Annotated in this window: 25 protein-coding genes and 1 pseudogene; 18 read left to right on the top strand and 8 right to left on the bottom strand. The window is 73.8% G+C overall.

All coding sequences use genetic code 11. The features are described 5' to 3' along the window. Positions 1-41 precede the first annotated feature (41 nt). Positions 42-944 (top strand): LysR family transcriptional regulator, encoded by a 903-nt coding sequence (locus ACEZDE_RS23565; RefSeq protein ID WP_380539142.1) that lies wholly within the window; start codon positions 42-44, stop codon positions 942-944. Between the two features lie 58 nt (positions 945-1,002). Here ACEZDE_RS23565 and ACEZDE_RS23560 read toward each other — a convergent pair whose 3' ends face one another. Then, complete coding sequence (locus ACEZDE_RS23560; RefSeq protein ID WP_380539139.1) at positions 1,003-2,115, bottom strand: LacI family DNA-binding transcriptional regulator; 1,113 nt, start codon at positions 2,113-2,115, stop codon at positions 1,003-1,005. 190 nt (positions 2,116-2,305) lie between these two features. Between ACEZDE_RS23560 and ACEZDE_RS23555 the strand changes: the two genes are divergently transcribed. Further along, positions 2,306-3,118, top strand: a complete 813-nt coding sequence (locus ACEZDE_RS23555) for an HAD family acid phosphatase (protein WP_380539136.1) — start codon at positions 2,306-2,308, stop codon at positions 3,116-3,118. 130 nt (positions 3,119-3,248) lie between these two features. After that, complete coding sequence (locus ACEZDE_RS23550) at positions 3,249-3,947, top strand: TetR/AcrR family transcriptional regulator (protein ID WP_380539133.1); 699 nt, start codon at positions 3,249-3,251, stop codon at positions 3,945-3,947. A gap of 23 nt (positions 3,948-3,970) precedes the next feature. On the opposite strand, the gene ACEZDE_RS23545 is transcribed toward ACEZDE_RS23550, so the two are convergent. From ACEZDE_RS23545 to ACEZDE_RS23525, 5 genes are all read right to left on the bottom strand, one after another. Beyond that, entirely contained in the window at positions 3,971-4,912 is a 942-nt protein-coding gene (locus tag ACEZDE_RS23545) for a cytochrome c oxidase assembly protein (protein WP_380539130.1), read from the bottom strand. A gap of 137 nt (positions 4,913-5,049) precedes the next feature. Continuing rightward, positions 5,050-6,045 (bottom strand): 2-hydroxyacid dehydrogenase, encoded by a 996-nt coding sequence (locus ACEZDE_RS23540; RefSeq protein WP_380539127.1) that lies wholly within the window; start codon positions 6,043-6,045, stop codon positions 5,050-5,052. A 69-nt stretch (positions 6,046-6,114) separates the two neighbouring features. Further along, on the bottom strand, positions 6,115-7,140 hold the full coding sequence (locus ACEZDE_RS23535) for a 6-phosphofructokinase (RefSeq protein WP_380539124.1): 1,026 nt from the start codon (positions 7,138-7,140) through the stop codon (positions 6,115-6,117). A 331-nt stretch (positions 7,141-7,471) separates the two neighbouring features. Beyond that, positions 7,472-8,203, bottom strand: coding sequence for a type 1 glutamine amidotransferase (locus ACEZDE_RS23530; RefSeq protein WP_380539121.1), 732 nt, complete (start codon positions 8,201-8,203; stop codon positions 7,472-7,474). A 17-nt stretch (positions 8,204-8,220) separates the two neighbouring features. After that, a complete protein-coding gene (locus ACEZDE_RS23525) occupies positions 8,221-9,489 on the bottom strand; it encodes a MurT ligase domain-containing protein (RefSeq protein ID WP_380539118.1) in 1,269 nt (422 codons plus the stop codon). Positions 9,490-9,581: 92 nt separating this feature from the next. Here ACEZDE_RS23525 and def point away from each other — a divergent pair, with 92 nt between their 5' ends. Continuing rightward, entirely contained in the window at positions 9,582-10,139 is a 558-nt protein-coding gene (def, locus tag ACEZDE_RS23520; RefSeq protein ID WP_380539115.1) for a peptide deformylase, read from the top strand. A 237-nt stretch (positions 10,140-10,376) separates the two neighbouring features. Here the strand turns inward: def and ACEZDE_RS23515 are convergent. Beyond that, positions 10,377-10,973 (bottom strand): annotated as a pseudogene (locus tag ACEZDE_RS23515) (TetR family transcriptional regulator); the annotation flags it as partial. Between the two features lie 106 nt (positions 10,974-11,079). Here ACEZDE_RS23515 and ACEZDE_RS23510 point away from each other — a divergent pair. After that, the gene (locus ACEZDE_RS23510; protein ID WP_380539112.1) at positions 11,080-12,324 is read left to right on the top strand and encodes an acyl-CoA dehydrogenase family protein; all 1,245 of its coding nucleotides are present in this window, start codon (positions 11,080-11,082) and stop codon (positions 12,322-12,324) included. Here ACEZDE_RS23510 and ACEZDE_RS23505 read toward each other — a convergent pair. Then, positions 12,287-13,537: an MBL fold metallo-hydrolase gene (locus ACEZDE_RS23505; RefSeq protein ID WP_380539412.1), complete on the bottom strand. Its 1,251-nt coding sequence runs from the start codon at positions 13,535-13,537 to the stop codon at positions 12,287-12,289. The genes ACEZDE_RS23510 and ACEZDE_RS23505 overlap by 38 nt on opposite strands. 320 nt (positions 13,538-13,857) lie before the next feature. On the opposite strand from ACEZDE_RS23505, the gene ACEZDE_RS23500 reads away from it, so the two are divergent. The 13 genes from ACEZDE_RS23500 to ACEZDE_RS23440 all read left to right on the top strand — a co-directional run bounded on the left by ACEZDE_RS23500 (position 13,858) and on the right by ACEZDE_RS23440 (position 26,711). Next, complete coding sequence (locus tag ACEZDE_RS23500) at positions 13,858-14,664, top strand: hypothetical protein (RefSeq protein ID WP_380539109.1); 807 nt, start codon at positions 13,858-13,860, stop codon at positions 14,662-14,664. 256 nt (positions 14,665-14,920) lie between these two features. Then, positions 14,921-15,403 carry a hypothetical protein gene (locus tag ACEZDE_RS23495; protein ID WP_380539106.1) on the top strand — a complete coding sequence of 161 codons (483 nt, stop codon included), beginning with the start codon at positions 14,921-14,923 and terminating at the stop codon, positions 15,401-15,403. Next, complete coding sequence (locus ACEZDE_RS23490) at positions 15,397-16,371, top strand: ATP/GTP-binding protein (protein WP_380539103.1); 975 nt, start codon at positions 15,397-15,399, stop codon at positions 16,369-16,371. The genes ACEZDE_RS23495 and ACEZDE_RS23490 overlap by 7 nt, the downstream gene beginning before the upstream one ends. A 45-nt stretch (positions 16,372-16,416) precedes the next feature. Then, a complete protein-coding gene (locus ACEZDE_RS23485; protein ID WP_380539100.1) occupies positions 16,417-17,118 on the top strand; it encodes an SAF domain-containing protein in 702 nt (233 codons plus the stop codon). Next, on the top strand, positions 17,118-18,560 hold the full coding sequence (locus tag ACEZDE_RS23480) for a hypothetical protein (protein WP_380539097.1): 1,443 nt from the start codon (positions 17,118-17,120) through the stop codon (positions 18,558-18,560). The genes ACEZDE_RS23485 and ACEZDE_RS23480 overlap by 1 nt, the downstream gene beginning before the upstream one ends. Continuing rightward, positions 18,550-20,160 carry a CpaF family protein gene (locus ACEZDE_RS23475; RefSeq protein ID WP_380539094.1) on the top strand — a complete coding sequence of 537 codons (1,611 nt, stop codon included), beginning with the start codon at positions 18,550-18,552 and terminating at the stop codon, positions 20,158-20,160. The genes ACEZDE_RS23480 and ACEZDE_RS23475 overlap by 11 nt, the downstream gene beginning before the upstream one ends. Beyond that, entirely contained in the window at positions 20,157-21,137 is a 981-nt protein-coding gene (locus ACEZDE_RS23470) for a type II secretion system F family protein (RefSeq protein ID WP_380539091.1), read from the top strand. Before ACEZDE_RS23475 ends, ACEZDE_RS23470 begins: the two co-directional genes overlap by 4 nt. Further along, entirely contained in the window at positions 21,137-22,018 is an 882-nt protein-coding gene (locus tag ACEZDE_RS23465) for a hypothetical protein (RefSeq protein ID WP_380539088.1), read from the top strand. Before ACEZDE_RS23470 ends, ACEZDE_RS23465 begins: the two co-directional genes overlap by 1 nt. A 1-nt stretch (position 22,019) precedes the next feature. Next, a complete protein-coding gene (locus tag ACEZDE_RS23460) occupies positions 22,020-22,295 on the top strand; it encodes a hypothetical protein (RefSeq protein ID WP_380539085.1) in 276 nt (91 codons plus the stop codon). Between the two features lie 35 nt (positions 22,296-22,330). Further along, on the top strand, positions 22,331-22,696 hold the full coding sequence (locus tag ACEZDE_RS23455) for a TadE family protein (RefSeq protein ID WP_380539082.1): 366 nt from the start codon (positions 22,331-22,333) through the stop codon (positions 22,694-22,696). Further along, a complete protein-coding gene (locus ACEZDE_RS23450; protein WP_380539079.1) occupies positions 22,693-23,139 on the top strand; it encodes a TadE family protein in 447 nt (148 codons plus the stop codon). The genes ACEZDE_RS23455 and ACEZDE_RS23450 overlap by 4 nt, the downstream gene beginning before the upstream one ends. After that, positions 23,136-23,573: a pilus assembly protein TadG-related protein gene (locus ACEZDE_RS23445; protein ID WP_380539076.1), complete on the top strand. Its 438-nt coding sequence runs from the start codon at positions 23,136-23,138 to the stop codon at positions 23,571-23,573. Before ACEZDE_RS23450 ends, ACEZDE_RS23445 begins: the two co-directional genes overlap by 4 nt. 72 nt (positions 23,574-23,645) lie before the next feature. Further along, the gene (locus ACEZDE_RS23440) at positions 23,646-26,711 is read left to right on the top strand and encodes a LysM peptidoglycan-binding domain-containing protein (protein WP_380539073.1); all 3,066 of its coding nucleotides are present in this window, start codon (positions 23,646-23,648) and stop codon (positions 26,709-26,711) included. Positions 26,712-26,732: the final 21 nt, after the last annotated feature.

Raw genomic sequence — 26,732 nt, 5'->3', positions numbered from 1 at the left:
AGGTGAAGGACCGTCTTGGTCGCGATTGATACCCTGGGGATATGAATGACCTGGAGGTCCGGCAGCTCCGCTACTTCGTCGCGGTCGCGGAGGAGCTGCACTTCGGTCGCGCCGCCGCCCGGCTGGGCATGGCGCAGCCCCCGCTGTCCCGCACGATCCGGGAGCTGGAACGGCAGCTCGGTGTGGCGCTGTTCGAGCGGACCACCCGGCAGGTGACGCTCACCCGCGCCGGAGAGGCGCTGCTGCGTGACGCCAGAACCGCCCTGGAGGCGGTCACCGCCGCCGCCCACCGGGCCCGGCACGCGGGCAGCGCGTCGCCGCGGCTGCGGATCGCGCTCAAGGCCGACCTCGACGGTGGCCTGCTGCTGCCGATCCTGGACGCCTACGGCGCCGACCCCCTCGCCCCGGCCCCCGAACTGGTCCTCGGAGGCTTCGGCGACCAGCCCCAGGCACTGCGCGACGGCCTCGCCGATGTCGCACTGGTGCTCCACCCCATGGACGACCGCGGGTTGGACAGCGAGCCGCTGCTGACCGAGCCGGTCCTGGTCGCCCTGGCCGCCGCCGATCCGCTGGCCGCCCGCACCCGGCTGTGCCTGGCCGACCTGGCCGGCCGGGACCTCCCCAACGGCGCGCCGGCCGAGGGCGGCCGAGCTGTTCCGCCTGCGCCCGGGACGACCGGGCGGGCCTCGAACCTGTCGGAGATCTTCAGCCTCGTCGAGACCGGCAGCATCGTGTTCTTCGCGCCCGCCTCGGTGGCCCGGCTCAACCCGCGCCCCGGGCTCGCCTACCGGCCGGTCAGCGACCTGCCGGACTGCACTCTGGCCATCGCCTGGCCCCAGGACGCCCGCTCACCGGCCGTCGCCGCCTTCGTACGGGCCGCCTGCGCGATCGCAGCCGCCCACGGCACACCGGCAGAGCCCCCGGTGCGGAGCACGACCGCCTGAGGGCCGCCACCGACGACGGGCGCCCACGGCGAGCGCTCACGACCGGCGCCGGCCGCGGCTAGCTCGACCGGCGGACGATCAGTTCGGTCGGGGTGACCACCGGGGCCAGCGTCGCCAGCTCCTCGGCGCGGCCGTCGGAGGCCAGCTGGAGCCGGGTCAGCAGCAGCCTGGCCATCAACCGGCCCATCCCCTCGATGTCCTGACGGACCGTGGTCAGCGGCGGGCTGGCCCACTGCGCCGCGGTGTCGCCGTCGTCGAAGCCGACCACGGCGACGTCCTGCGGCACCCGCAGCCCGCGCTCGGTCAGCACCGCCAGCGCACCGGCCGCCATCAGGTCCGAGCAGGCGAAGACCGCGTCCAGGTCGGGACGGGCGTCGAGGAGCTGCTCCATGGCGCGGCGTCCGCCCGGTGCGGTGAAGTCGCCCTCCACCACCAGGGCCGGGTCGGGGTCGGGGGCGAGGTCCTGGAAGCCGTCCAGCCGGTCGACCGAGGAGGTCTGGTCCAGCGGGCCGGTGATCACCGCGATCCGCCTCCGGCCGCGTTCGACCAGGTGCTCGACCGCGGCCCTGGCGCCGGAGCGGTTGTCAGTGTCGACATAGAGAGGCATCGACTCCGGCCCGTCCCCCTGCGGCCCGTCCCGCTCCGGCCGCCCCCCGTAGACCACGGGCAGGCCGAGCCGGTCGACCACCTCGGGCAGCGGGTTGTCCCGGTGCAGCGAGAAGATCAGCGCCCCGTCCACATGACCCGCCGCCAGATACCGGCCGACCTGGGCGTAGTCCCCGGCGTCGGTCACCAGCAGCAGCACCAGCTGGATCCCGGCCGCCGACAGCTCGCGGCCGATGCCGCGCAACTGCCGGGCGAAGAACGGGTCGGAGAAGACCCGGCTCTCCGGCTCGGCCACCACCACGGCGACGGCGTCGTGCCGACGGGTCATCAGGGTCCGTGCGGCCGGGTTGGGGACGTAGCCCAGCTCCTCCACCGCCGTGCGCACCTTCGCCTGGACGTGCGCGCGCACTCCCGCCCCGCCGTTGACCACCCGTGACGCGGTCGCCCTGGACACCCCGGCGAGCGCCGCGACCTGCTGCAGGGTCGGCCGCCCGAGGGCGGAGGAACCGGAGCCGGGGCCGTAGCTCTGCTCGCCTGGTCGGGTGTCGCCGGGTTGGGTCGTCATCCGACCATCATCGTCGGCGCGGGCCCGACCTGAGCCTGCGGGGTCGGAATCGTTGGCTAAGCGTGTCGTCGGGGCTTCGCGCGTAGACAACGCGCATAGACAACCCTTGACCGGTACCGGTCGGCCCTCTACGGTCTGTCAGATCCCAACCTGTGCACCGCCTAGCCGATCCCAGGGGAGCAAGCACTCCATGCGCGTACGCACCCTCAGCAAGCACTCGAAGCAACTCGCCGTCCTCGCGGTCGGCGTCGTCGCCGGAGCCGTGGTGGCCGGCGGCAGTTTCGCCATGGCCGACAACTCGGCCCCGCGGTCCGACAAGCAGATCACCAATATGACCACCGAGGTCGCCCAGATCGAGGCGTACTACGGGGACACCGTGGACGCCAACGGGGAGCACTTCGCCTCCCCGGACAGCAACTACGCGATCCAGGTCAACGGGATCGAGGCCAAGGCCGAGAAGTACCTGGCCAAGCAGATCAAGCAGGGCAAGCAGGACAAGCACGGCAAGAACCTCAAGAAGGCCATCGTGCTGGACGTCGACGACACCGCGCTGTCGACGTACAACTACGAGATCGAGACGACCTTCGTCTACAACCCGACCAGCAACGCCAACTACATCGCGACCAAGACCATGCCGGCCGTGTTCGGCATGAACACCCTGGCCAGCTGGGCGCAGAAGCAGGGCTACACGGTCTTCTACATCACCGGCCGGCCCGAGGCGCAGCGCTCCTACACGGCCGCGAACCTGGCCGCCGTCGGCTTCCCGGCGGCGGGCGCGTCGAACCTCTTCCTGAAGAACAGCGCGGCCCCGCCGGCGTACCTGACCTGCGCCACGCCGACGTACACCTGCACCACGATCCAGTACAAGTCGCAGACCCGGGCCCACATCGAGAGCCTCGGCTACGACATCGTCGCCAACTTCGGCGACCAGTACAGCGACCTGAGCGGCGGCTTCGCCGAGCAGACCTACAAGATCCCCAACCCGATGTACTACCTGCCGTAGCGGGCGGCCCGACTGCTGGGCGGGCCCGGCCCCGAGCCGGGTCCGCCTCGGCAGCACCCCTGCGGTCACTAGGGTGGGAGCGCACCGGCCGTCCGCCGTTCTGCGCTGTCCTGTCCCGCGAGGAGTCCCCGTGAGCGCAGCCCCCAAGCGCCGTGCGCTCAGCCGCGAGCTGATCGTCGAGGTCGCCCTCGGCGTCGTGGACACGGACGGGCTGGACGCGCTGAGCATGCGCCGGGTCTCGCAGGAGCTGAACACCGGACCGGCCTCGCTCTACGCGCACGTGGGCAGCAAGGAGGAGCTGGTCGGGCTGGTGCTGGACCGGGTCAGCGCCGAACTGGAGCACCCGGTCGCCGACCCGGCGCACTGGCGCGAGCAGCTCAAGGACTTCCTCACCCGGGCCAGGGACGACCTGGTCGCCCACAACGACCTCGCCCGCGCCGCGATGATCTCCAACACTCCGACCCTGCCGCACCGGTTGGACGCGGCGGAGACCGTGGCCACCCTGCTGAAGGCCGGCGGCCTGCCGGACCGGGTGGTCGCCCACGGGACCGACCTGCTGGCCCTCTACCTGGTCGCCTCGGCCTACGAGGCGAGCCGGCGCCGGGGGCCGAAGACCTCACCCGAGCAGGCCGAGGCCGAGGAGTACCCGGACGGCCTCCGCGGCTACCTCGCCTCGATGCCCGCGGACCGCTACCCGGTGCTGCTGACGATGCTCCCCGAGATGGCCCGCGACGCGGGCGACGAGCGCTGGGAGTTCGGCATCGACGTCATCCTGGCCGGGATGGAGCACTCCGCGGGACGCCTGCCGGGAGCCGGTCGGGCCGAGTAGTCCGTCCGGGCCGAGCGGCCTGCTCAGACCGAGCGGCGCTCCAAAGAGGCCAGGTAGGCGTTGTAGGCGTTCAGCTCGCGGTCGCCGTCCCGGTCGGCGGTGCGGTCCTTGCGGCGGGAGAGCCGCTCCTCCGACCTGGCCCACTGGAAGGTCAGCGAGATCAGCACGATGAAGGTCGGGATCTCACTGAACGCCCAGGCCAGCCCGCCGGCCAGATGCTGGTCCGAGAGCGGGTCCACATGCAGGGTGGCCATCGGGTGCGCGTACGTGGTGACCATCAGCCCGGAGGCCATCATCACCGCGATGCCGAAGAAGGCGTGGAACGGCATCCCGATGAACAGCTCCAGCATCCGCATCAGGTGGCCGGGGCGGTGCGGGCCCGGGTCCACGCCCATGATCGGCCAGAAGAACAGCAGCCCCACACCGAGGAAGTGCATCATCATCAGGGTGTGCCCGGCGGTGGAGCGCATCAGGAAGTCGAACAGCGGGGTGAAGTACAGCCCGTAGAGGCTGGCGATGAACAGCGGGATGGTGAAGGCGGGGTGCGAGACCACCGTCAGGTAGCGCGAGTGCAGCAGCTTGACCAGCAGGTCGCGCGGACTGAACGGGCCGTGGCCGGCCGGCAGCGCCCGCAGCGCCAGGGTGATCGGCGCGCCCAGCAGCAGGATGATCGGCGACAGCATCGACAGCACCATGTGCTGCATCATGTGCGCGCTGAGCAGCTGCATCCCGTACGCGTTCAGCCGGGTGCAGGTGACCAGGGCGACGGTGGCGGTGCCGAGCACCCAGGCGACGGTGCGCCCGAGCGGCCAGCTGTCGCCGCGCCGCCGCAGCCGGACCACTCCGCCGAGGTAGAGCGCCAGCAACAGCAGGCAGAGCAGCACGAACGGCCAGTCGGCGGACGGGTCGAGGGCCAGTGCCCGGCCCAGGGTCAGCGGGGGGAGGTCGGCTCCCATACCAGGCATGTCGCCCATCGGTCCGTCCCTGCTTCCCTGGTCGCGCGGCTGTCCTGAACCAGGGTAGGACTGTCCGGTCTGCTCCTTTTACCCGCCCCCCTCGCCCCGGCCCCCGACCGCTTCCCCCGCCGTCCCCGCCCCGGTCGTCAGGAGCGCGGGATCAGGGTGTTCTCGCTGGTCCGCCCGGCCAGGAAGTCGTCCACGTTGCCCAGCGTGGCGTCGATGATCTGGCCCACCGCGGTGCTGGTGAAGTACGCCTGGTGCGAGGTCACCAGGACCTGCGGGAAGGTCATCAGCCGGGCCAGGGTGTCGTCGGTGACCACCTCCAGCGAGCGGTCGAAGAAGAACAGCCCGGTCTCCTCCTCGTAGACGTCCAGCGCGACGCCGCCCAGATGGCCGGTGCGCAGGCGCTCGACCAGGGCTGCGGTGTCGACCAGGCCGCCCCGGCTGGAGTTGACCAGGATCGCGTCCGGCCTCATCCGGGCCAGCGCGCTGTCGTCGATCAGGTGGTGGGTGTCGGGCAGCAGCGGCACATGCAGGCTGACCAGGTCGGACTCGGCGAGCAGTTGCTCCAGCGGGGTGTACTCCATCCCCAGCTCGCGGCAGGCCGGGTTCTCCGCGACGTCCCAGCCCAGCAGCCGGGTGCCGAAGCCGTGGGCGATCCGGGTGAAGCACTCACCGATCTTGCCGGTGCCGATCACGCCGACCGTCATCCCGTGGATGTCACGGCCCATCAGCCCGTCCAGCCGGAAGTCGAACTCGCGGGTGCGCAGGGCCGCCCGGGTGATCCGCCGGTTCACCGCCAGGGCCAGGGTCCAGGCGAACTCGGCGACCGCGTAGGGGGAGTAGTAGGAGACCCGGGCCACGGTCAGGCCCAGCTCCTCGGCGACGGCCAGGTCGATGTTGTTGAAGCCGGTGGAGCGCTGGGCGATCATCTTCGTCCCGCCGGTCGCGAGAATCCGCAGCGCGGAGGCGTCCAGGCTGGCGTTGACGCTGGTGCTGATCACCTCGTGCCCGGCGGCGAGCGGCGCGGTGTCCGCGTTGAGGAACACGTCGAGGCAGTGGACCGCGTGCCGGTCCGCGAAGGCCTTCTCGATCAGCGGCTTCTCGTCGGCCTGCACGCCGTAGGCGAGGATCTCCATGCCGCCACGGTAAGCGGAGGACCCCCGCCCGGCATTCCGGGCGGGGGTCCGACCATGTGCTTCGCCGGGTCAGATGACGGTCTCGGCCTCGGCGTAGCGCTCGGCCGGGACGGTCTTCAGGTCGGCCACCGCCTCGGCCAGCGGCACCAGGTTGATCTGGGTCCCCTGCAGGGCGGTGATGTGCCCGAAGGCGCCCTTGTGGACCGCCTCGACGGCGTGCCAGCCGAAGCGGGTGGCGAGCACCCTGTCGTAGGCGGTGGGGGTGCCGCCGCGCTGGACGTGGCCGAGGATGACCGGCTTGGCCTCCTTGCCCAGGCGGTGCTCCAGCTCCATCGACAGCTGGGTGGCGACGCCGGTGAAGCGCTCGTGGCCGTAGATGTCCACGGTGCCCTCCTCCCAGTGCATGGTGCCGGGCTCCGGCTTGGCGCCCTCGGCGCAGACCACGATGGCGAACTTCTTGCCGCGGTCGAAGCGCTCCTTCACCATCGCGGTGACCCGGTCGATGTTGAACGGGCGCTCCGGGACGATGATGGCGTGCGCCCCGGCGGCCATGCCGGCGTGCAGTGCGATCCAGCCGGTGTGGCGGCCCATCAGCTCGACCACCATCACCCGCTGGTGCGACTCGGCGGTGGTCTTCAGCCGGTCCAGCGCCTCGGTGGCGACCGAGACCGCGGTGTCGAAGCCGAAGGTGACATCGGTGCAGGCGATGTCGTTGTCGATGGTCTTGGGCACGCCCACGATGGGCAGCCCGCCGTCCGACAGCAGTCGGGCGGCCTTGAGGGTGCCCTCGCCGCCGATCGGGATGATCCCGTCGAGGCCGAGCTCGTCGCAGTACTCCTTGGCCCGGGCCACCCCGTCCCGCAGGTGGCTCGGCTGGACCCGGGTCGATCCGAGGATCGTCCCGCCCTGGGCCAGGATGCCGCTGACGGAGTCGAGCGTCAGCTCGCGGTACTGGCCCTCGAGCAGGCCCTTCCACCCGTCCTCGAAGCCGATGATCTCGTCGCCGTGGTCGACCACTCCCCGGTGGACCACGGAGCGGATCACGGCATTGAGGCCAGGGCAGTCCCCGCCGCTGGTCAGCACACCAATACGCATCGCTTTGCAACTCCCGAGCAGAACCGGACAACCGGACGTGGCGCCCGACAACCGGGCCACCGTACAGGCATGCGGCCAACGAGGGTGGTCGTCGGCGTTTCGCCTGCGTGAAGGTACGGCAAATCGGACTTATGCCCCATCGTGATGATACCGCCGCGGCCTCCGGTGGGGCTGGGGCGGACGTGGAGCGGCGTCATCGCCACTCCACGCGGGGAGGTTCCCTGCTCTGCGCGCCGCACGCCCCTGACGGGAGCGGCCCTGCACCCTGGCGGGCGGTGCGCAGTCATGACGACCCGTCGGCCGGGTGGGCCGGGGTCTGGTTAGTGAATGCTCACTGCACCGGCTGCTGGACTGCCGCGATGCGCTCGGCGCGCAGTGCGTCGTACCAGGTGTTGTCGGCCGGGGGCAGTGCGCTGACGTCCAGCGCCAGCTTGATCAGCAGGTCCGCCACGCCCGGGTTGCGAGCGAGGATCGGACCGTGCAGGTAGGTGCCGAAGACGGTGTCCCGCCAGGCGCCCTCGGTGCCGTCGCCGGTGCCGTTGCCGCCGCCGACGGTGACCCGCGCCAGCGGGGACACCCCCTGGCCCAGGTGGGTGATGCCCTGGTGGTTCTCGAACCCGGTCAGGGTCGGCAGGCCGAGCCGGGGGTCGGGCTCGGCCAGCATGTCGCCGACGTTGCGCACGCCCTCGCCGCGGGTGCTCCAGACGTCGAGCAGGCCCAGGCCCGGCGTGCGCTGGCCCCGGTCGTCGACGAACTCGTGGCCCATGATCTGGTAGCCGGCGCAGACGCCGAGCACGATCGCGCCGTTCTCGACCGCGCGGCCCAGGCCCGGGTCGGCCCGCAGCCGCTCGCCGGCCAGCCGCTGCGGCCGGTCCTCGCCGCCGCCGATCAGGTAGATGTCGCCGCTGGTCGGCACCGGCTGGTCGGACCGCACGTCGATCCTGGCCACGTCCAGACCGCGCTGGCGCGCCCGGCGCTCCACGACCAGGACGTTGCCCCGGTCGCCGTAGGTGCTCAGCAGGTCCGGGTACACCCAGACCAGTCGCAGTGCGCTCTCGCTCATGTCAGTGGTCCTCTTCGTCAGCCGCGCACGTCGCGGCGCAGCTGCTGGAACGCGGTGTAGTTGGCGACGGCCTCGATCCGGCCGGGCGGGGCCGCGGCCACCGCCTGCGCCAGCGAGTCCACCACCTGGAAGTGCACCCCGGCGACCTCCAGCCGGACCGCGAGGTCCAGCTTGCGCTGGCCCATCACGAACACCGGGTGGCCGACCAGCCGCTCGTAGTCGACGTCCCACAGCCAGGAGGTGTCGGTGCCGTCGGCGGACAGCGCGTTCACCGAGAGGACCACCGGGGCCGGGGCCGGGTCGATCAGGGTGAAGGTCTCCAGCCAGCCGGCCGGGTTCTTCGCCAGCAGCAGCCGCACCTCGCGGCCGGCCACGGTCACCGACTCGTAGCGCCCGGCGACGGCCTGCACCGCCTCCATCCGCTGCAGCGCGGTCTGCGGGTGCACCCCGAAGACCGCGGCGACGGCGGCCGAGCTGGTCGCGTTCGACAGGTTGGCCCGGCCGGGCAGCTGCAGCCGGATCGGCCAGCCGGAGCCCTGCGGGTCCACCACGTGGTCGCCCTGGAGCGCCCAGTGCGGCTGCGGGCGGCGGAAGCCGCAGGAGGGGCAGAACCAGTCCTCGCCGGGGCGCTGCATCACGCCGCCGCAGCTCGGGCAGGACCAGGCGTCCTCGCGGTAGGCCTGCCCGGCCGCCACCCAGACCACCTTGCGGGAGGAGGAGGCCGCCCAGGTGACCAGCGGGTCGTCGGCGTTGGCGATGATCACGGCCTCGGTGCCCTGCAGGCCCTCGCGCCAGTGCTCGGCCAGCATCCGGGTCTCCGAGGAGCGGTCCAGCTGGTCCCGGGAGAGGTTGAGCAGCGCGATCGCCTTGGGCGCGGTGTCCCTGGCGACCGAGACCAGGTACTTCTCGTCCACCTCGATCACGCCGTAGCGGGCTTCGGAGCCGTCGGCCAGGGCGGAGGTGATCCCGGCCGGCATGTTCGCGCCCAGCGCGTTGGAGACCACCGGGCCCGCGGCCTTGAGCGCCTCGGCGATCAGCCGGGTGGTGGTGGTCTTGCCGTTGGTCGCGGAGACCAGCACCACGTCGAGGTTCTCGGCGAGGCTGCGCAGCAGGTCGGGGTCGAGGCGGAGGGCGACCTTGCCGCCGATCACCGAGCCGCTGCCGCGTCCGGCGGTCCGGGAGACCGCGGCGGCCACCTTGCCCGCGGTCACGGCGAGCTTGGCGCGCGGGGGCAGCGTGGCCGAGGGGCCGGCTGTGCGGGTGCCCGGCTCAGGGTTCGCTGGCATCGTGGTGGCTCTCCTCCTCGGATCCGACGGTGCTCAGCCTACCGGCACCGGCGATTCCGCCAAGCGGCAGCACCGGCCCTACCCTCCTGTCCATGGCACCCACACGTCCCCGAATCCCCGGCAGTACCGGCGCGGTCCACCCCGTCACAGTCTGGGCCGACCCGGTGCTCCGTACGGCTTGCGACACCGTCACCGGCTTCGGCGACCAGCTCGAACGGCTGGTCGAGGACCTCTTCGCGACCATGTACGCGCAGGACGGGGTGGGCCTGGCGGCCAATCAGATCGGGGTCGGCCTGCGGGTGTTCGTCTACGACTGCCCCGACGACGAGGATGTCCGCCATCTGGGACACCTGGTCAACCCGGTGCTGGTGGAGGCGGACGGGGTGAGCGTGCGCGGCGAGGAGGGCTGCCTGTCGCTGCCGGGGCTGCGGGCGCAGACCCCGCGCTGGGACCGGGCCCTGGTGCGGGGTCAGGACCTGACCGGCGCGGAGGTCGAGGTCGAGGGGACCGGCTTCTTCGCCCGCTGCCTCCAGCACGAGTCCGACCACCTGGACGGCGGCGTCTTCGTGGACCGGTTGTCCGGCTTGCGCCGGATGAGGGTGGAACGGTCGATCCGCGGGGCGGACTGGTACCGCGGGGCTCAGGGGTGAGCGGGGCGCAGGGGTGAGCTGAGCCGAGGGGTGAGCTGGGGGAGTGGGGCCCCTGGCGGGGCCCGGGGTCGGGCCGATCTTGGCGGGGACCGGTTACGCGTGCCCCTCGGCGGTGGCTTCCGGGTGGGGTGGGCCCTCGGCCGGATGGGTGGGCGGGGTCGGCGGCTCGGTGGCGTTCGGCTGGTCCGCCGTGCGGTGCGGGTCCGGTGTGTGGTGCGGGTGCGGGTCGGGGGCGTGTCCTGCGGGGACCGGGCGGTCGCCGGCCGCGGCGAGGCGGCCCCAGAGCAGGTCGGCCAGGACCTGGACCATCCGCTCGCGCGGGAACGGCTGCCGCTCCAGCCACCAGTCGCCGGCCGCCAGCACCATCCCGGTGATCGCCTGCCCCCACGCCTCCGCGACCACCGCGCCGTCCGGGCCGAGGTCCACCTGGGTGTTCATCGCCTGCGACAGCTCGTCCGCGATCAGCCGCAGCGCCGGGGCCAGCGGCCCCGCGGGGGAGAGGCTGTCCGCCGCCGGGTCGGGGTGCGCCAGGAAGCGGTACACCTGCGGACCCGACTCGATCGTCGCGAGATAGGTGTCGAGCACCGCCTCCACCCGGTCCCTGCGCTCCAGCGGCCGGGCCAGCGCTGTGCGGACCGAGTCCAGCAGCCCGGACATGTGCCGGTCGGCGAGGGCCCGGTAGAGGCCGTTCTTGTCGCCGAAGTGGCGGTAGAGGATCGGCTTGGTGATGCCGGCCTCGGCCGCGATGGTGTTCATGCTGGCCCGCGGCCCGTCGCGGCGCACCACGCGGTCGGCGGCGTCCAGCAGCTCGCTGCGGCGGTCGGGGGTCGACATTCCTTGACATCCTTACTGGTGGGTAAGCAAGATGGGTGCCCAGTTACCCAAGGTAACAGCAAGCGGCCTCCGCCTCACCCCGACCAGCCCGGGAGACACACCGACCATGACTGCTGCCTTCAGCCTCGACCTCAGCGAGGACCAGATCGCCGTGCGCGACTGGCTGCACGGCTTCGCGGCCGACGTCATCCGTCCGGCCGCGGCCGAATGGGACGAGCGCGAGGAGACCCCCTGGCCGGTGATCCAGGAGGCCGCCAAGGTCGGCATCTACTCGCTGGACTTCTTCGCCGCCCAGCAGTTCGACCCGACCGGCCTCGGCATCCCGATCGCCATGGAGGAGCTGTTCTGGGGCGACGCGGGCATCGGCCTGGCCATCGTCGGCAGCGCGCTGGCCGCGGTCGGCGTGGTCGCCAACGGCACGCCCGAGCAGGTCGGCCTGTGGGCCCCGCAGATGTTCGGCACCCCGGACGACGTCAAGGTCGCCGCGTTCTGCTCGTCCGAGCCGGACGCGGGCTCGGACGTCGCCGCGATGCGCACCCGCGCCGTCTACGACGAGGCCACCGACGAGTGGGTCGTCAACGGCACCAAGACCTGGGCCACCAACGGCGGCATCGCCCACGTCCACGTGGTGGTCGCCTCGGTCGACCCGGCGCTCGGGGCGCGCGGCCAGGCCTCGTTCATCGTGCCGCCGGGGACGCCGGGGCTGAGCCAGGGTCAGAAGTTCAAGAAGCACGGCATCCGCGCCTCGCACACCGCCGAGGTCGTCCTCGACAGCGTCCGGGTGCCCGGCGACTGCCTGCTCGGCGGAAAGGACAAGCTGGACGAGCGGCTGGCCCGAGCCCGCGAGCGGGCCGCGGCGGCGGCCCGGGGCGAGCGCCAGGAGCAGGTGAAGAACGCGGCGATGGCGACCTTCGAGGCCTCCCGCCCCGCGGTCGGCGCCCAGGCGGTCGGCGTGGCCAGGGCCGCGTACGAGGTGGCGCTCGACTACGCCAAGACCCGGGAGCAGTTCGGCCGCCCGATCATCGACAACCAGGGCATCGCCTTCACCCTGGCCGACATGCGGACCCGGATCGACGCGGCCCGGATGCTGGTCTGGCGGGCCTCCTGGATGGCCAACAACAGCAAGCCGTTCACCGCCGCCGAGGGCTCGATGTCCAAGCTCTACGCCGGTGAGACCGCCAAGTGGGTCACCGCGCAGGCGATCCAGATCCTCGGCGGCAACGGCTACACCCGGGAGTACCCGGTGGAGCGGATGCACCGGGACGCCGCGATCTACACCATCTTCGAGGGCACCAGCGAGATCCAGCGCCTGGTCATCGCCCGGACCCTGTCCGGCTTGCCGATTCGCTAGCCGCCGGTTGGGCCGTCCGGGCCGGTCGAGCCGCCTGGGCCGGTTGGCCGACCGCAGCCGGGTCGGTCGCGGTCAGCAGCTCGGCGGTGATCGGGGCCAGCGTCCCGGTCGGCTGCTCGGAGCCGGGCACGGGCGCGGCCACCGCGCGCCACCAGGGCCGGAACCCGGGCAGCGCGGCCGGCTCGAACGGCTCGCCGGGACGCGGGGTGGCGACCTCGACGCCGAGCGGGCGGGCAGCCGCCAGGGTGCGCTCGATCGGCTCCTCCCACGGGTGCGGGGCCAGGTCGAAGGTGGCCCAGTGGATCGGCAGCAGCACCGCGCCGCCGCCCAGGTCGCCGTGGGCCCGGACGCCTTCCTCGGGCGTCATGTGCACCTCGGGCCAGAAGTCGCTGTAGGCGCCGATCTGCATCATCACGGCGTCGAAGGGGCCGTGCTGCGCGCCGATCTCGGCGAAGCCGGGGAAGTAGCCGGTGTCGCCGCTGTGGAAGACCCGGTGCTCGGCCCCGGCCACCACCCAGGACGCCCACAGCTGGTGGGTGCCGGTGCGCAGGCCGCGGGCGCAGTAGTGCCGGGCCGGGGTCGCGGTGAGGGTGAGCCCGGCGATCCGCGCGGACTCGTTCCAGTCCAGCTCGGTTGTCCGCTCCGCCGGCACGCCCCAGTGCTCCAGGTGCGCGCCGACGCCCAGCGGCACGGCGAAGTCGGCGCCGGAGGCGACCAGCGCCCGGACGGCGTCCATGTCGAGGTGGTCGTAGTGGTCGTGCGACACCACGACCAGGTCCACCGCGCCCAGTTCGGGCAGCGGGATCGGCGTGGGGTGCAGCCGCCGCGGGCCGAAGGCCGGGAACGGGGAGCAGCGCTCGCCCCAGACCGGGTCGAACAGCACCCGGCGGCCCTGGATCTCGGCCAGCACCGTGGCGTGGCCCATCCAGGTCAGCCGCAGGCCGCTGTCCGGGGGCGTGGCCAGCTGCTCCGGGGTCAGCCGGTGCACCGGGACCGCCGCGACCGGACGGCTGCGCTTCTTGGTCAGGCTCGCGCGCAGCGCCGCGGGCATCGAGCCGGGGACCAGCCGCCGGGTCGGCACCGGGTTCTGGAACGAGCCGTCCGAGAAGTTGGGTGAGCGGAGGACGCGGGCCAGCCGCTCGCCGGTGGGCTCGGCCCCGAAAGCGGCCGGCCGCAGCTGCGACTGGAGCGCGGACGGTCGGAGCGGTCGCAGGTCGGTGACGCGGGAGTACCACGAGCGGGGGGCGGGCACGGTGCCTCCTCTGGACGGAATCCTCGGGCTCCTGGGCAGCGTACCCGGGGCGGATGACGGTGGCGCGTCAGTTGTTCGGGCCCCGGCGGAGGCGGCCCCGGGGCTCCCGCGGAGGCGGCCCCGGGGCCCGGCGGGTGGCTGGTTCCGGGTACCGGTTCGGCCGTCCCCCGGACGGCGGAGCCGACGGTCCGAACGGGCTTTCGGATACACGGCCCGAAGTGGAGTACATAGTTCCGTCGCAGGTGGGGAAAGGGGCACGCGTCGAGGAGGGGGAGACGGGCATGGTGGTGGAGTTGGTGCTGCTGGGGGCCGAGTGCCCGCAGGAGCGGGCCTTCACGGGATCGCTGGGGGCGGCGGCGGGCGGTGAGCTGTTCGCCGGGGTGGTGACCGGCGCGCTGCTGGACGCCGGGGCCGGACGGTGCAGGGTCACCGCGGTACCGCCGGACGCGGACGCCAACACCCTGCTCACCGCGGTCAAGGAGGCCGTGGAGCGGGACAGCAGGCTGCTGGTGGTCTACCTGGCCGGGCAGTTCACCTGGGACGTCCGGCGCCGCCGTCCGGTCCTGGTCACCGCGGGCAGCGGACGGGACAACGCGCACGGGCGGGGCCTGGCCTGGGACTGGGTGGTGAGCGCGCTCGCGCACGGCGCCGGGGCCGCCCGCGGCGAATCGCTGCTGGTGGTGGACGCGGTGGTGGGTGCGGAGGCGTGGGCGAGTGCCACCTTCGACGCGGTCGGGGTGCGGCTCTGGGGCCGGCTCCAGCCGTACGCGCCCGCGCGCTGGGGCCGGGGCGGCGGCGGTGGCGGCTCGGGGGCGAACGCCGGTCCCGGCGGGGTGGTCGGGGTCGGCGCGGTGACCGCCACCGCGGGCGGGTTCGCCGCGCTGCTGGCCCAGGCGCTGCGGGAGGGGCTGCCGGGACTGCCCGCGGTGCTCGATCCGGCCGCGCTGCACCCGACCCTGGAGGCACGGGACACCCCGGGCTCGCGCTGGCTCGGCCCGCCCGCGGCGTCCCGGCTGCTGCTGCGCAACCGTGCGGTGCTGCGCGGGGCGTTGCGGGGGGCGTCTGGGGGTGTTTCTGGTGAACGGTGACGGGGATGTGATTGATGTGAACATTTCGTAGCCACAAAATCGGCCACATACGGGACACTGCGGCTTGCGCGTAATAGTGTGCATATTCACCGCCAGTTGGGGAGAACGCGGCGAGGAGGCATCAATGCGACAGGGGAGTTCAGCGCAGAGGTGCGTGACTGCTGTTGTCGCGTCCATGATCAGTGTTGGCATATGCGTCCTGGCCGGATGTTCCCATGGCGGTGGAGTACAGACACTTGACGCCCCGTCAGCGTCGGTGCCGGCCGCGCCCTCGGCGGGAGTGTCCACCCGCGCGGCGGCAGCGGCGCTGCCGTCCGGCACCACCAAGGTGCTGGTGCTGCGCGCCTACGCGGGCTACTGGGCCGCCCAGGTCCAGGCGCTGAACAGCGGTCAGGTCACCGGCAGCGGACTGCAGACCTTCACCACCGGGGCGGCGCTGAGCGCGGTCAACGCCAACTCCTTCCGGCTGACCCAGGCCGGGCTGGTGATGTCGGGTCAGCCGGGACGGAACCCGGTGGTCACCGCGATCAGCGCGGTCGCGCCGTCCTCCGGCGTGCAGACGGCCACCGTCGAAGACTGCCTCGACGTCAGCGGCTGGCACCAGGTCGACGCCAGGACGCACCAGCTCAGGGATCCGGCGCAGCGGTTGACCCGCTACCGCTCGGTGGTCACCGCACGAACGGTGGGAGGGGTCTGGATGATCTCCGCGGTCCGGAACGAGACGGGCACGACATGCTGAGGGCCGGGAGCGGCCCGGTCCGCCGCAGGCCGTGGGCCGTGCTCGCGCTGCTGCTCGCGGCCGTGCTGTGCTCGCCGCTGTGGCTGCACGGCGCGAGCGCGGGGGCCGCCGGGCCGCCGGTCGGGCCGTGCGAGAACACCAGTGTCTGCGTGGGCGCCAGCACCCCGCCGCACGGCGGCCACGGCGGTGGGGGCGGCGGCGGTGGCGCGGGCGGCGTCGCGGTGTGCGTCTACAACGGGAACACGGTGCCGTGCACCACGGGTTACGGCTCGTTCGACCCCAACGACGGTTGCTACTACCAGCAGGCGCAGCCCCAGCCCCCGGCCGGCGATCCCGACTGGCACGGTCATCTGCCCGGCGACGGCGCCGTCTATTCGCAGACCTGCCCCTTCGCCCCGGGCGGTGGTGGAGCGGTGAACATCTGGCTGGCCGCCGCCCCGGCAGGCCCGCCGGTGGTCACCCCGGCGGAGCTGGCCCAGCGGGCCCTCGCCATGATCCAGCGCAGCGCCGCCACGGTCGGCACCGCGCCGGATGCCGGCGGCGCCAGGACCGCGCTGGTGGGGTCGCCGATCTGGCTCTGGATCGACAGGACCGGCACCGACTACGCCACCAGGGCCCACCCGTTGAGCGCGACCGCGGCCGTCCCCGGTCTCGCGGTCACCGCCAACGTCTATGTCACCGCCGTCGACTGGAACATGGGCGACGGCAGCAGCGCCAGGACCTGTACCCTCCCCGGCACCCCGTACCGGGCGTCGGACGGCGCCAAGGCCTCGCCCGACTGCGGCTACTCCTACGCCAAGCCCTCGATCGGGCAGCCCGACGAGCGCTATGCGATCACCGCCACCGTGCACTGGATCGCCCGCTGGAACGTGGTGGCGGCAGGCGGCCCCGCGGGCACCATCGTGCTCGATCCCATCGCCACCCCGGCGACCACGCTGCGAGTCTCCGAACTGCAAGTCCTGAACTGACCCGACGTCAATTGACGGTCCGAACGAGTGAGAGGCGACCGAACGGTGGACACCCCCAACGGGCCGCTGACGGCCACACGCCAGCCGATCGCCCCACCCAGCACGCCGTACCGGCTGGGCACCGCGCGCCGACGGCGACCAGCCGTGCTCGCTCTCGCCGTCGCCCTGGTCGCCGCGGGCGGCCTCGGCGGTGCGGCCCTCTACACGGCCACCGGCAAGCGGGTCGCGGTGATCGCGCTGGCCCGCGACGTCCCCGAGGGCAGCACCATCACCGGCGCCGACCTCACCCAGGCCGAGATCTCGCTCGACCCGGCGCTGCACCCGCTGTCGGTGCACAGCAAGGTGGTCGGCCTGCGGGCCACCGCCGACCTCAAGGCGGGCAGCCTGCTCACCAACTCCGACCTCACCGACGACCCGCTGGTGACGGATGGTCAGCAGGTGGTCGGCGTCCCGGCCAAGCACACCCAACTGCCCGCGGTGAAGCTGCAACCGGGCAGCACGGTGGTGCTGGTCGCCACCCCGTCCGGTCCCGGCGTCAGCGGCGCGAGCAGCGGCTCGGGGGCCGCGGGCGGCACCGGCGCCGCGCTGACCGCGCTGACCGCCCGGGTGGTGGACGTGGGCCCGCCCGACAACGACGGCACCGTGGTGGTCGACCTGGCCGTCCCCGCGGCCCAGGGTGCGGCGGTCGCCGACCTCGCGGCGAGCGGGAAGTTCGCCCTGCTGATCGCGGCACGGGGGAGTGGCTGATGCCGGTCGTCACCATCAGCGGGGGCACCGGCGCGCCCGGCGCGACCACCACCGCCCTCGGCCTGCTGCTCGCCTGGCCGCTGGGCGAGGGCCGCCGGGTGGTCCTGCTCGAATGCGACCCGGACGGCGGCGCGGTGCTCGCGGGCGCGCTGGAGGGCCGGGTCGTGGCCCAGTACGGGCTGCGCCACCTGGCTGTCGCCGACCGGCGCGGACGGTTGGCCGAGACGCTCTGGGAGCAGCTTGTCGACATCTCACCGGACGGGAACGGCGGGCGACTGCTGCTGCCGGGACTCACCGACCCGGCCCAGGCGGCGGGTCTCGCCTACACCTGGGAACCACTGGTGACGGCCTGTCAGGACCTGGACCGGGCCGGCTGCGACGTGCTGATCGACCTCGGCCGGTCCGGGGCGCACGGCCCCTCGGCGGTCCTCGCCCGCCGCGCGGACGCGGTGCTGGTCACCGTCCGTTCGACGCTGCGCGGGCTCAGCGCCGCCAAGCCGCGGGTCGCCGCGCTGGCGGCCGACCTGGACGCGGAGGGGACCGGGGCAGACGCGATCGGGGTGGTCCTGGTCCAGGAGGGCCCGTACGCGCCGGCCGAGGTCGGCCGGGCGCTGGGCGCGCCGGTGGTCGGCCTGCTGCCGTACGAACCGCGGAGCGCCCGGGTGCTCTCGGACGGCGGGAACAGTGCGGACCGGCGCCTGCTCCGGTCCGGGCTGATGCGCGCGGTGCGGTCGACGGCGGACGAGATCCTGGTCCTGACGAGCCGTCGCCGGGCCCGCTACGGCGTGGTCCCGCAGACCCCACCGCACCCGCAGCCGACGATGACGGCGGGGCGGCCGTCGCCGTCATCGCCGTCGTCACAACAGCCGCAGCCGCATCCGCGGGCACCGCAGCCCGGCCAGTACGAGCGCCCCGCCCCGCAGCAACCGGGGATGCCACAACCCGGCCCGTACCAGCAACGGCCCGCGCCGCAGCCTGACCATTACCAGCAACGGCCCACGCCGCAGCCGGGCCCGTACCAGCGCTCGGCGTCGCAGCCAGGTGCGGCGCAGTCAGGCCAAGGCCCGTATCAGGGCCCGGTGTCGCCGCCTGCCGCGGCTCAGCCCGGTCCGTATCGGCGGCCTGCGCCGGAGCACGGAGGGCATCCGCGGTCGCGGTTCGTCCCGCCGCCGCCTCCGGTGCCGCAGCCGGGTACGCCGCAGCCGAGCGTGCCGCAGCAGCCCCAGCACGCGCAGCAACCGCAGCAACCGCAGCCGTCACAGCCCCGGTCGGCCGCTGCGCAGCAGCCTGTGCCGCCGGTGTCGGGCGGCGGGCAACCGCAGCAGGCCCCGTTGGCCGGCTACGCGCCGCGGCAGCCGGTCCCGCCCGCCTTCGACCCGGCGTCGCCGGACGGGCCCGACGGGCCGAACGGCCCCGGGCAGGAGGTGGCCCGTGTCTTCTAGGCATGCGGCTCCGAGCGCCACCGGCGAGCCGGTGAACGGCGAGGCCAGGATCGTGTCCGGCCCGCCCGGGAACCAGGACTGGTCCCCGACCGCGCTGCGCCACCCCCTCCTGCAACCGGTCGTCCAACCCCCGCCCCCACCCAACGGAAACGGCAGCAACGGCAACAACCCCGCCCCCCACCACGTCGCCGCCGCGTACGAGGCCAGCGGCATCGTCCCGACGCCCGACCCGCAGGTCGCCCGGGAGCTGAAGCGTCAGGTCGCCGCCGAACTCCACGAGCAGCTCTCGCTGTTGGACGACCAGCGCGGCGCCGCCGCCGACCCGGCGACCCGCCGGCAACGCGGTCGCGCCCTGGTCGAGGACGCCGTCGCCCGCTGGTCCGACGCCTACGCGCTGGCCAACGGCAAGGCGCCGACCCGCGCGCAGGACCGGGCCCTGGCCGAGGCCGTCTACGACCTGCTGTTCCGGGCCGGACGGCTGCAGCCCTACCTGGACGACCCCGACATCGAGAACATCCTGATCAACGGCTGCGACGAGGTCTGGATCTCCCGGGTGCACCAGCCGCTGCGCCAGGTCCCGCCGGTCGCCGACACCGACGAGGAACTGATCGAGCTGCTCCAGGACCTGGCCCGGCGGCACGGCGGCGGCGAGCGCGGGCTCTCCACCTCAAGCCCGATGCTGGCGCTGCGTCTTGAGGGCGGGATGCGGCTGCAGGCGCTGACCGGGGTCACCCCGCGCCCCTATGTGGCGATCCGGCGGCACCGGGTCGCCAGCGCCACCCTCGGCGACATGGTCGCCCTCGGCACCATCGACAGCACCCTGGCCGCCTTCCTGGCCGCCGCGATCCGGGCCCGCAAGAACGTCATGATCACCGGCACCCAGGGCGTCGGCAAGACCAGCCTGCTGCGCGCCATGGCCGGGGAGATCCCGCGGGACGAGCGGGTCGGCACGCTGGAGTCGGAGTACGAGCTGTGGCTGCACACCCTCGGCCACCTGCGCCAGGTGGTCCCGATGGAGGCCCGCGAGGGCAACGGCGAGCGGGTGGACGGCCGGGTGGCGGGCGAGCTGACGATCGGTGAGCTGATCCCGGCGGCCCTGCGGATGACGCTCACCCGGATCATCGTCGGCGAGGTCCGCTCCGCCGAGGTGGTCCCGATGCTGCGGGTGATGACCAACGGCGAGGGCGGCTCGATGTGCACCCTGCACGCCCGCACCCCGCACATGGTGGTCGACCGGATCGCCGAACTCTGCCTGGAGTACGGCGCGCACATGACCGACACCCTCGCCTACCGGCTCACCGCCAACGCGCTGGATTTCGTGGTCCACGTGACCATGCTGGACGAGACCCCGATCGGCGGGCGGCGGCACCGCTTCGTGTCCCATGTGCTGGAGGTGGTCGGCATGGGCGAGAGCGGCCGGCCCGCGCTCAACACCGTCTTCGGCCCGGTCGGCACGGAGCTGCGGGCGGTCCCGCAGACCCCGCCCGCCTGCCTGGACGACCTGCGCCGGGTCGGCTTCGACGCCCGCGCGCTGGGCTCGCCGCACGGCTCCTGGGCCAAGCCGCTGGACCTGCGGATCCAGGCGGGGGGTGCCTGGTGACGCTCCTCTTCATGCTGGCCGGGGCCGCGGTCGTGGCGGGCCTGGTGGCGCTGGTGGTCTTCCTGCGCGGCAGCCACGTCCCGACCGAGGCGGAACAACTGGTCCGGCCGCCCACTCGGCCGGAACTGCTCGCCCGCAACCTGGCGGGCCGTCGGCTCCAGCTCTGCGTCGCACTCGTCGGCGCCGTAGGGGCCTGGCTGTACAGCGGCATCCTGCTGACGCCGATCCTGGTGGTCGCGCTGGTGTTCGTGATCCCCTGGCTGTTCGACGCGACCCGTTCGCACACCGGGCGGATCGAGCGGATGGAGGCCCTGGCCGAGTGGACCCAGCGGCTGGCCGACGTGCTGCTGCTCGGGGTCGGCCTGGAGCAGGCGATCATCAGCAGCCGCCGGACCGTGCCCGCCGCGCTGGAGCAGCCGATCGACGAACTGGTCGGCCGGCTCCAGTCCCGCTGGCGGCCCGCCGACGCGCTGCGCGCGCTGGCCGACACCCTGGACGACTCCACCGCGGACAAGGTGCTGGCCGCCCTGGTGCTGCGGGCCTCCGACCGCGGCCCCGGCCTGGCCGGGGCGCTCGCCGACCTGGCCGACTCGGTCCGCGAGGAGGTGCGGCAGCGCCGCGCCATCGAGGCCGACCGGGCCAAGCACCGGGCGACCGTGCGCTGGCTGGTGGTCATCGTCATCGGCGTGGTGGTGGTCGGCTCCTTCGACCGCTCCTACGTCGCCCCCTACAACAGCGTGCTCGGACTGGTCGTGCTGGTCGCGGTGGGGATGGCGTTCGTGGGCGTGGTGGCCTGGATGCGCAGCCTGGCCAGCCACACGCCGACCCCGCGGTTCCTGGAACGGGACCGTCGCAGCCGCACCGGCAGCGCCCCCGACCCGGTCCAGGAGCCGGAGTTCGACCCCACCGTCCCCGATCCCGGGCCGGTGCCCGGTGCTGCCCGTGCTCCGTTCGACACCACGAAGGGCAGGCGCTGATGACCTGGCTGATCGTCGCCGGAATCGTGGTGGGGCTCGGCATCGGGCTGCTGGCCTCGGAGTTGCGGCCGGGCCCGCCCGACCTGGGCACCGCGCTGGAGCGGCTGCACCAGGAGCCGGTACGGCTCACCTCGACCCGTCGGCTCGAACCGCCCAGCCCGTTCGACACCCTGGGTGCGCGGCTGGTGGGGGTGCAGGGCAGCTGGCTGCCGCGCTCCGAACTCGCCCTGATCGGCCGCAGCCCGGCCAGGTTCATGGGCCACAAGCTGATGTTCGCGCTGATGGGGCTGCTGATCCCGCCGGTGATCGTGCTGGCGTCGGCGCTGATCGGCGAGTCGTTCCCGGTGACCCTGCCGGTCGTCGGCTCGCTGCTGCTGGCCGCCCTGCTGTGGTTCGTCCCCGACGGCATCGTCCGGGGGGAGGCGAAGGAGGCCAGGGTCGAGTACCTGCACGGCGTCGCCGCCTACCTGGAGCTGGTGGCGCTGGAGCGGGCCGCGGACTGCGGCCCGGCCGAGGCGCTCAGCCGGGCCGCGCTGGTCGGCCGGGGGACCGTGTTCCGCCGGATCGCCGACGCCCTGGACCGGGCCACCCTGGACCGCAGGCCGCCCTGGGACGGGCTCGACGCGCTCGCCGCGGAACTGGCCCTGACACCGCTCCAGGACGTCGCCGACATCATGAGGATCTCCGGCACCGACGGAGCATCCGTCTACCGGACGTTGCGGGCCCGCGCCCACAACCTCCGTTCCGAACTCCTCGCCGAGGAGCTGGCCAAGGCCAACGTCGACAGCGAGCGCATGGTCGCACCAGGAACCGCCCTGGTGACGCTGATGACCGTACTGGTCGGATTTCCCGCTGTGTACCAGATCTTCCAAGGAGGCTGAAATGAAGCGCATCCCCGTACAGCTCGACAGCCGAACGGTCACCGCACTCATCCCCGACGTCGCGCTGCCCCTGGTGATGACCTGCCAGCACGTGCGCTACCGGGCCCACCGGGTCAGCGCGGCCCGCGCCGAGCGCGACAAGGGCGCGCTCAGCATCGAGATGGCGATGCTGGTGATCGCCCTGATCGCGGCCGCGGTCCTGGTCGTCGTCGCGATCGGCAAGCTGGTCAAGACCAAGTCCGACCAGATCGGCACCACGGACACCAGCGGCCAGTGAGCAGACGGCCTCCCCGGACGGGAGACGGCGGGGTCATGTCGATCAGCCTCGCCATGGTCTTCCCGCTCGTCTTCGCTCTGATCCTGCTCACCGTGCAGGGCGCGCTCTGGTGGTACGACCGCCAGATCGCGCTCAGTGCTGCCCGCCAGGGCAGCGAGGCGGCGAGCAGCTTCCAGGCCGATCCGGACGCCGGGGAGACCGCCGCCAACCTCTTCCTCGACCAGGTCGGCGACGGTCTGACCGAGCGTCGGGTGACGGTGTCGCCGGTGACGGCGGACAGCGTCACGGTCACCTCCACGGTGACCGTGCGGACGCAGTCGCTGCTGCCGTTCCTGCCCGGCATCCTGATCACCCAGACCGTCGTCGCCCCGGTCGAGCGCTTCGTCCCGGACACGCCGTGAGCAATGAGCCGACGGGCCGGACACCGGCCGCGGAGCAGGGCAGTTTCGCGATCGAGGCCGCGATCCTGGTCCCCTCGCTGCTGCTGTTCCTGCTCCTGGTGATCGCGGCCGGACGGGTCCAGACCGCCAGGGGCGTGGTGGACGCGGCGGCCCGCGAGGGCGCCCGCAGCGCCTCGCTGGCCCGTACCACCGACGCCGCCGTCCAGAACGCCCGGGACACCGCGGCCACCACACTGCACCAGGAGGGGGTCTCGTGCCGGGACCAGCAGGTCGCCCAGGTCGACACCAGCGACTTCGCACCCCGGCTCGGCCAGACCGGGGAGGTCACCGTTACGGTGCGCTGCACGGTCTCGCTGGGCGATCTGTCCGTGCCGGGACTGCCCGGCAGTATCACCGTGACCAGCAGCTTCACCTCGGTCGTCGACGCCTACCGGGCCCGATGAACGGCCGGGACGCCGAGGCCGGCACCCTGTCGATCTTCGTCGCCATCTGCGCCACCATGATGCTGATGCTCACCGGCCTGGTGATGGACGGCGGCGGACGGCTGCGCGCGATCGAACGCGCCGACGCCCTGGCCCAGGAGGCGGCGCGGGCCGGCGGCCAGCAGATCGACCAGGCGGCGCTGCTGCGCGGCCAGGGGCTGAAGCTGGACCCGGCCGCGGCCGAGGCGGCGGCGAACGCCTATCTCGACCGCAACCACATCACCGGCACTCCGGTGGCCACCACCACGATGGTCACCGTCACCGTCGACACCACCTACCGGACCTCGCTGCTGAGCATCATCGGCCTGGACCACCTCACCGTCCACGGCATCGGCAAGGCCCGGCTCGTCCCCGGCGTCTCCACCGCGCAGCCCGTCCCCACCGGCCCGTCCTGATCCCCCGTCAGCCCACCCGTCCCGACACCACTCCGATCCCGCCGACTCCGATCCCGTACGGGAGTAGTCTTGATGCTCCGTAACCTCTGCCGCGGCCTGGCCGCGCTGGCCGCCCTCGCGCTGCTGCTGGTCGGCCTGCCCGCGGTGCTGGCCGTGGGCACGCTCGCGGTCACCCGGAACGCGGACCCGCAGCACTCCGACCTGGTCGACCTGCTGACCCGGCCCGACAACGGCAACCTGTTCCTGTGGACCCTGGTCGTGGTGGGCTGGATCGGCTGGCTCTGCTTCGCCGGGTCGGTGCTGGTGGAGATCCCGGCGCAGCTGCGCGGGCGCAGCGCCCGGCGGGTGTTCGCGCTGGGCTGGAGCCAGCGGATGGCGGGCGGCCTGGTCGGTGCGGTGCTGGCGCTGCTGCCGACGGCCGGGGCGGCGCTGGCGGCCTCGCCCGCCGCGGCGACCACCACGGTCGGGCTGCACCCGCCGGTCGCGGCGGTGGCGCGGGCTGAGGCGGGCCCGGTGGCGGGACCGGTCGCGGTCGGCCGGCCCGGGACGGTGCGGACCCCGGCCCAGCCGACCTACCGGGTGCGCGAGGAGCGCCCGGCGGAGAGCCTGTGGAGCATCGCCGAGAAGGAGCTCGGCTCCGGCGCGCGCTGGAAGGAGATCGCCCGGCTCAACCAGGGCCGGACCATGGACGCCGGTGGCCGCCGCTTCGACGCGGACCAGCCGATCCACCCCGGCTGGGTGCTGCTGATGCCCGCCGACGCCGCGTCGGCGGGCGATGCCGCCGGTAGGACCGCGCAGACCGGGTCGCAGCAGGCGGCCGACGGCCACCGGACCCAGGTGGTGGTCAAGGCCGGGGACACCCTGTCCGGACTGGCCCAGGAGGACATGGGCAACGCCGACCGGTGGCCGGAGCTGTTCGCCGCCAACAAGGGGGTGCGGGCTCCGGACGGGGTGCGGCTGGAGGACCCGAACCTGATCGAGCCGGGAATGGTGCTGACGGTGCCTCAGGCCGGGTCCGCGCCGCCGGTCACGCCCCCGGCAGCGCCCCCGGTCACGCCGCCGTCCGGCACGGCGTCCGGTCCGCCGTCCGGGTCCGCCCCGGTGACCGGCACGCCGACGACGGGGACGCCGTCGCACGCCCCGAGTGCCGGCCCGCAGCCCACCGGCACCCACGGCGGCGCGCCCGCCTCCGGCGCGGCCCACCCGAGCCACCCGGTGCCGACCCAGGCCGCGCCGAGCCAGCACGTCCCGGCCACGGTCCCGGCCGTCCCCCCGGCGGCGCCGCCGACCCAGGCCGCGGCGCCCGCGCCGACCCACACCGGGTCGGCCTCCTCGGCCTCCTCGGGTGTCGAGGAGGGCCTGATCGGCGGCACCGCGCTGCTCGCCGCCGTGGTCCTCGGCGCGGTGGCGGTCCGTCGGGCCGGACGGCCCCGCAATCCGGCGCAGCGGCGACAGGCGCAGCACCGGCCGCGGACCGACCCCCGGCAGACCGGCGCGGCGCTGCCCGCCTCGCTGCTGGAGCCGGTGCCGCCGCCGTTCGCCGCCCTGCGCGGCCGGGCGGCCGAACCCGAGCCCGCCCCGCCGGTCGAGCCCGCCGCTGCTGACGAGGCGTCCGTTGCTGACGAGGTGTCCGCTCCGGTGAACGAGCCCGGGATCGCCTTCCTCGCGGCGATGTCCGCCCGGCAGGACGCCATCGGGCTCGACCTGCTCGACCGCGCCCTGCGCAGCCTCGCCCGCACCGCTGCCGCCGAGGGGCGGCGGCTGCCCGCGCTCACCGTGGTCCGGATCACCCCGGCCCACACCGTGGAACTGCACCTGGCCACCCCGGCCCCGCCGATCGAGCCGTTCCGGGCCGCGCACGCCTCCACGGTCTGGTGGTGCCCCGCCGACTCGGACCAGGTGCTCCCGGCCCGGGACGCGGCGGCCGTGCCCGCCCCGTACCCGGCCCTGGTCAGCCTCGGCACGGCGGCCGAGGGCAGCATCGTGCTGGTCGACCTGGAGGCGGTCCGGCTGGTGCACCTGTCCGGTGCGCCGAAGGCGGTCACCGAGGTGCTGCGCACCCTCGCCCTGGAGCTGGCCTTCACCCCGCTGGCCGACCAGGTCACCGTCCACACCGTGGGCGTGGCCGAGGAGTTGGAGCCGGCCGCGGAGGGACGGCTGCGGGTCCACGACAGCCTGCGGGAGGCGGTCGCGGCCGTGTCCGCGCGCGACCACGAGGTGCGCACGGCGCTGGCCGAGGCGGGCGCGAACACCCCGCGCGAGGCCAGGAGCAGGGGTGCGGCCGGTGCGGCCTGGGCCCCGGAGATCGTGCTCTGCGCCACCGTCCCGGACGGGACCATGCCGGAGGAGCTGGGCAGGATGCTCGACGCCAGCCCGCGCGGCAGCGTCGCCGTGGTCGCCTCCGCGCCGCCGCCCGGCGCGGGCCCGATGGCCCGGTGGACCCTGCCGACGACCGGCCCGGCCACCCTGCCGGGGCTCGGCATGAGCGTGGAGCTGCAGCATCTGAACGACCATCAGTACCTGCAGTGGCTCGGCCTGTTGGGCACCGCACCGATCGTTCCCGAGGTGCTGGAGGAGCCGGACGAGTTCGCCGCGGCGCCGCCCCGGGGCGGCGGTGGCGGGCAGACGGCCGGCCCCTCGTCGGTCCCGCCCGGCCTCGCCGCCCGTCCCGAGCCGCGGCCGGAACCGCACCTGGAGTCCGGTCCGGAGTCCCGTCCGGAGCCGCGCTTGGAGTCCCGTCCGGAACCGCCTGCCGGGGCGCGGCCCGACCCGCGGTTCGACATCGCCCCCGCGCTCGACCCGTGGGCCGTCCGCAGCCCCTGGCCGGACCCGGCCTCGGTCGAGAACCAGGACGCCGCCGAGAGCGTCGAGGCCGCGCACGAGCTGACGCTGCGCCGACTCCGGGCCGGGGACCACCAGGGCGCCGAGGCCGCCGCGTTCGCCGGGCTCAGCCCGGCCCCGGACACCGAGCTGCTGCACCGCGACCTGCTCTGCGTCTACGCCGACGCCGGGGCCACCGAGCAGCTGCACAAGGCCGTGCACCGGCTGGAGCGCCTGGCCGCCCGCAACGGCAGGGCGCTGGAGCCGGAGACCGACGCCTTGATCGCCGAACTCCGGGGGACCGGTGGTGCGGCGTGACAGCGGCGGTAGGGTGACAGG

This window comes from Streptacidiphilus cavernicola (genome assembly GCF_042510955.1).
GTDB lineage: Bacteria > Actinomycetota > Actinomycetes > Streptomycetales > Streptomycetaceae > Streptacidiphilus > Streptacidiphilus cavernicola.
The sequence above is the reverse complement of the archived record's forward strand: the minus strand, read 5'-3'. Positions and strand labels throughout refer to the sequence as shown.

Coding starts and splice junctions, on each gene's coding strand:
- ACEZDE_RS23465 (WP_380539088.1), top strand. CDS start 21,137: ATGACCTGGCTGATCGTCGCCGGAATCGTGGTGGGGCTCGGCATCGGG.
- ACEZDE_RS23455 (WP_380539082.1), top strand. CDS start 22,331: ATGTCGATCAGCCTCGCCATGGTCTTCCCGCTCGTCTTCGCTCTGATC.
- ACEZDE_RS23445 (WP_380539076.1), top strand. CDS start 23,136: ATGAACGGCCGGGACGCCGAGGCCGGCACCCTGTCGATCTTCGTCGCC.
- ACEZDE_RS23525 (WP_380539118.1), bottom strand. CDS start 9,489: ATGCCAGCGAACCCTGAGCCGGGCACCCGCACAGCCGGCCCCTCGGCC.
- ACEZDE_RS23560 (WP_380539139.1), bottom strand. CDS start 2,115: ATGACGACCCAACCCGGCGACACCCGACCAGGCGAGCAGAGCTACGGC.
- ACEZDE_RS23440 (WP_380539073.1), top strand. CDS start 23,646: ATGCTCCGTAACCTCTGCCGCGGCCTGGCCGCGCTGGCCGCCCTCGCG.
- ACEZDE_RS23530 (WP_380539121.1), bottom strand. CDS start 8,203: ATGAGCGAGAGCGCACTGCGACTGGTCTGGGTGTACCCGGACCTGCTG.
- ACEZDE_RS23555 (WP_380539136.1), top strand. CDS start 2,306: ATGCGCGTACGCACCCTCAGCAAGCACTCGAAGCAACTCGCCGTCCTC.
- ACEZDE_RS23480 (WP_380539097.1), top strand. CDS start 17,118: ATGCCGGTCGTCACCATCAGCGGGGGCACCGGCGCGCCCGGCGCGACC.
- def (WP_380539115.1), top strand. CDS start 9,582: ATGGCACCCACACGTCCCCGAATCCCCGGCAGTACCGGCGCGGTCCAC.
- ACEZDE_RS23490 (WP_380539103.1), top strand. CDS start 15,397: ATGCTGAGGGCCGGGAGCGGCCCGGTCCGCCGCAGGCCGTGGGCCGTG.
- ACEZDE_RS23565 (WP_380539142.1), top strand. CDS start 42: ATGAATGACCTGGAGGTCCGGCAGCTCCGCTACTTCGTCGCGGTCGCG.
- ACEZDE_RS23460 (WP_380539085.1), top strand. CDS start 22,020: ATGAAGCGCATCCCCGTACAGCTCGACAGCCGAACGGTCACCGCACTC.
- ACEZDE_RS23500 (WP_380539109.1), top strand. CDS start 13,858: ATGGTGGTGGAGTTGGTGCTGCTGGGGGCCGAGTGCCCGCAGGAGCGG.
- ACEZDE_RS23535 (WP_380539124.1), bottom strand. CDS start 7,140: ATGCGTATTGGTGTGCTGACCAGCGGCGGGGACTGCCCTGGCCTCAAT.
- ACEZDE_RS23510 (WP_380539112.1), top strand. CDS start 11,080: ATGACTGCTGCCTTCAGCCTCGACCTCAGCGAGGACCAGATCGCCGTG.
- ACEZDE_RS23545 (WP_380539130.1), bottom strand. CDS start 4,912: ATGCCTGGTATGGGAGCCGACCTCCCCCCGCTGACCCTGGGCCGGGCA.
- ACEZDE_RS23540 (WP_380539127.1), bottom strand. CDS start 6,045: ATGGAGATCCTCGCCTACGGCGTGCAGGCCGACGAGAAGCCGCTGATC.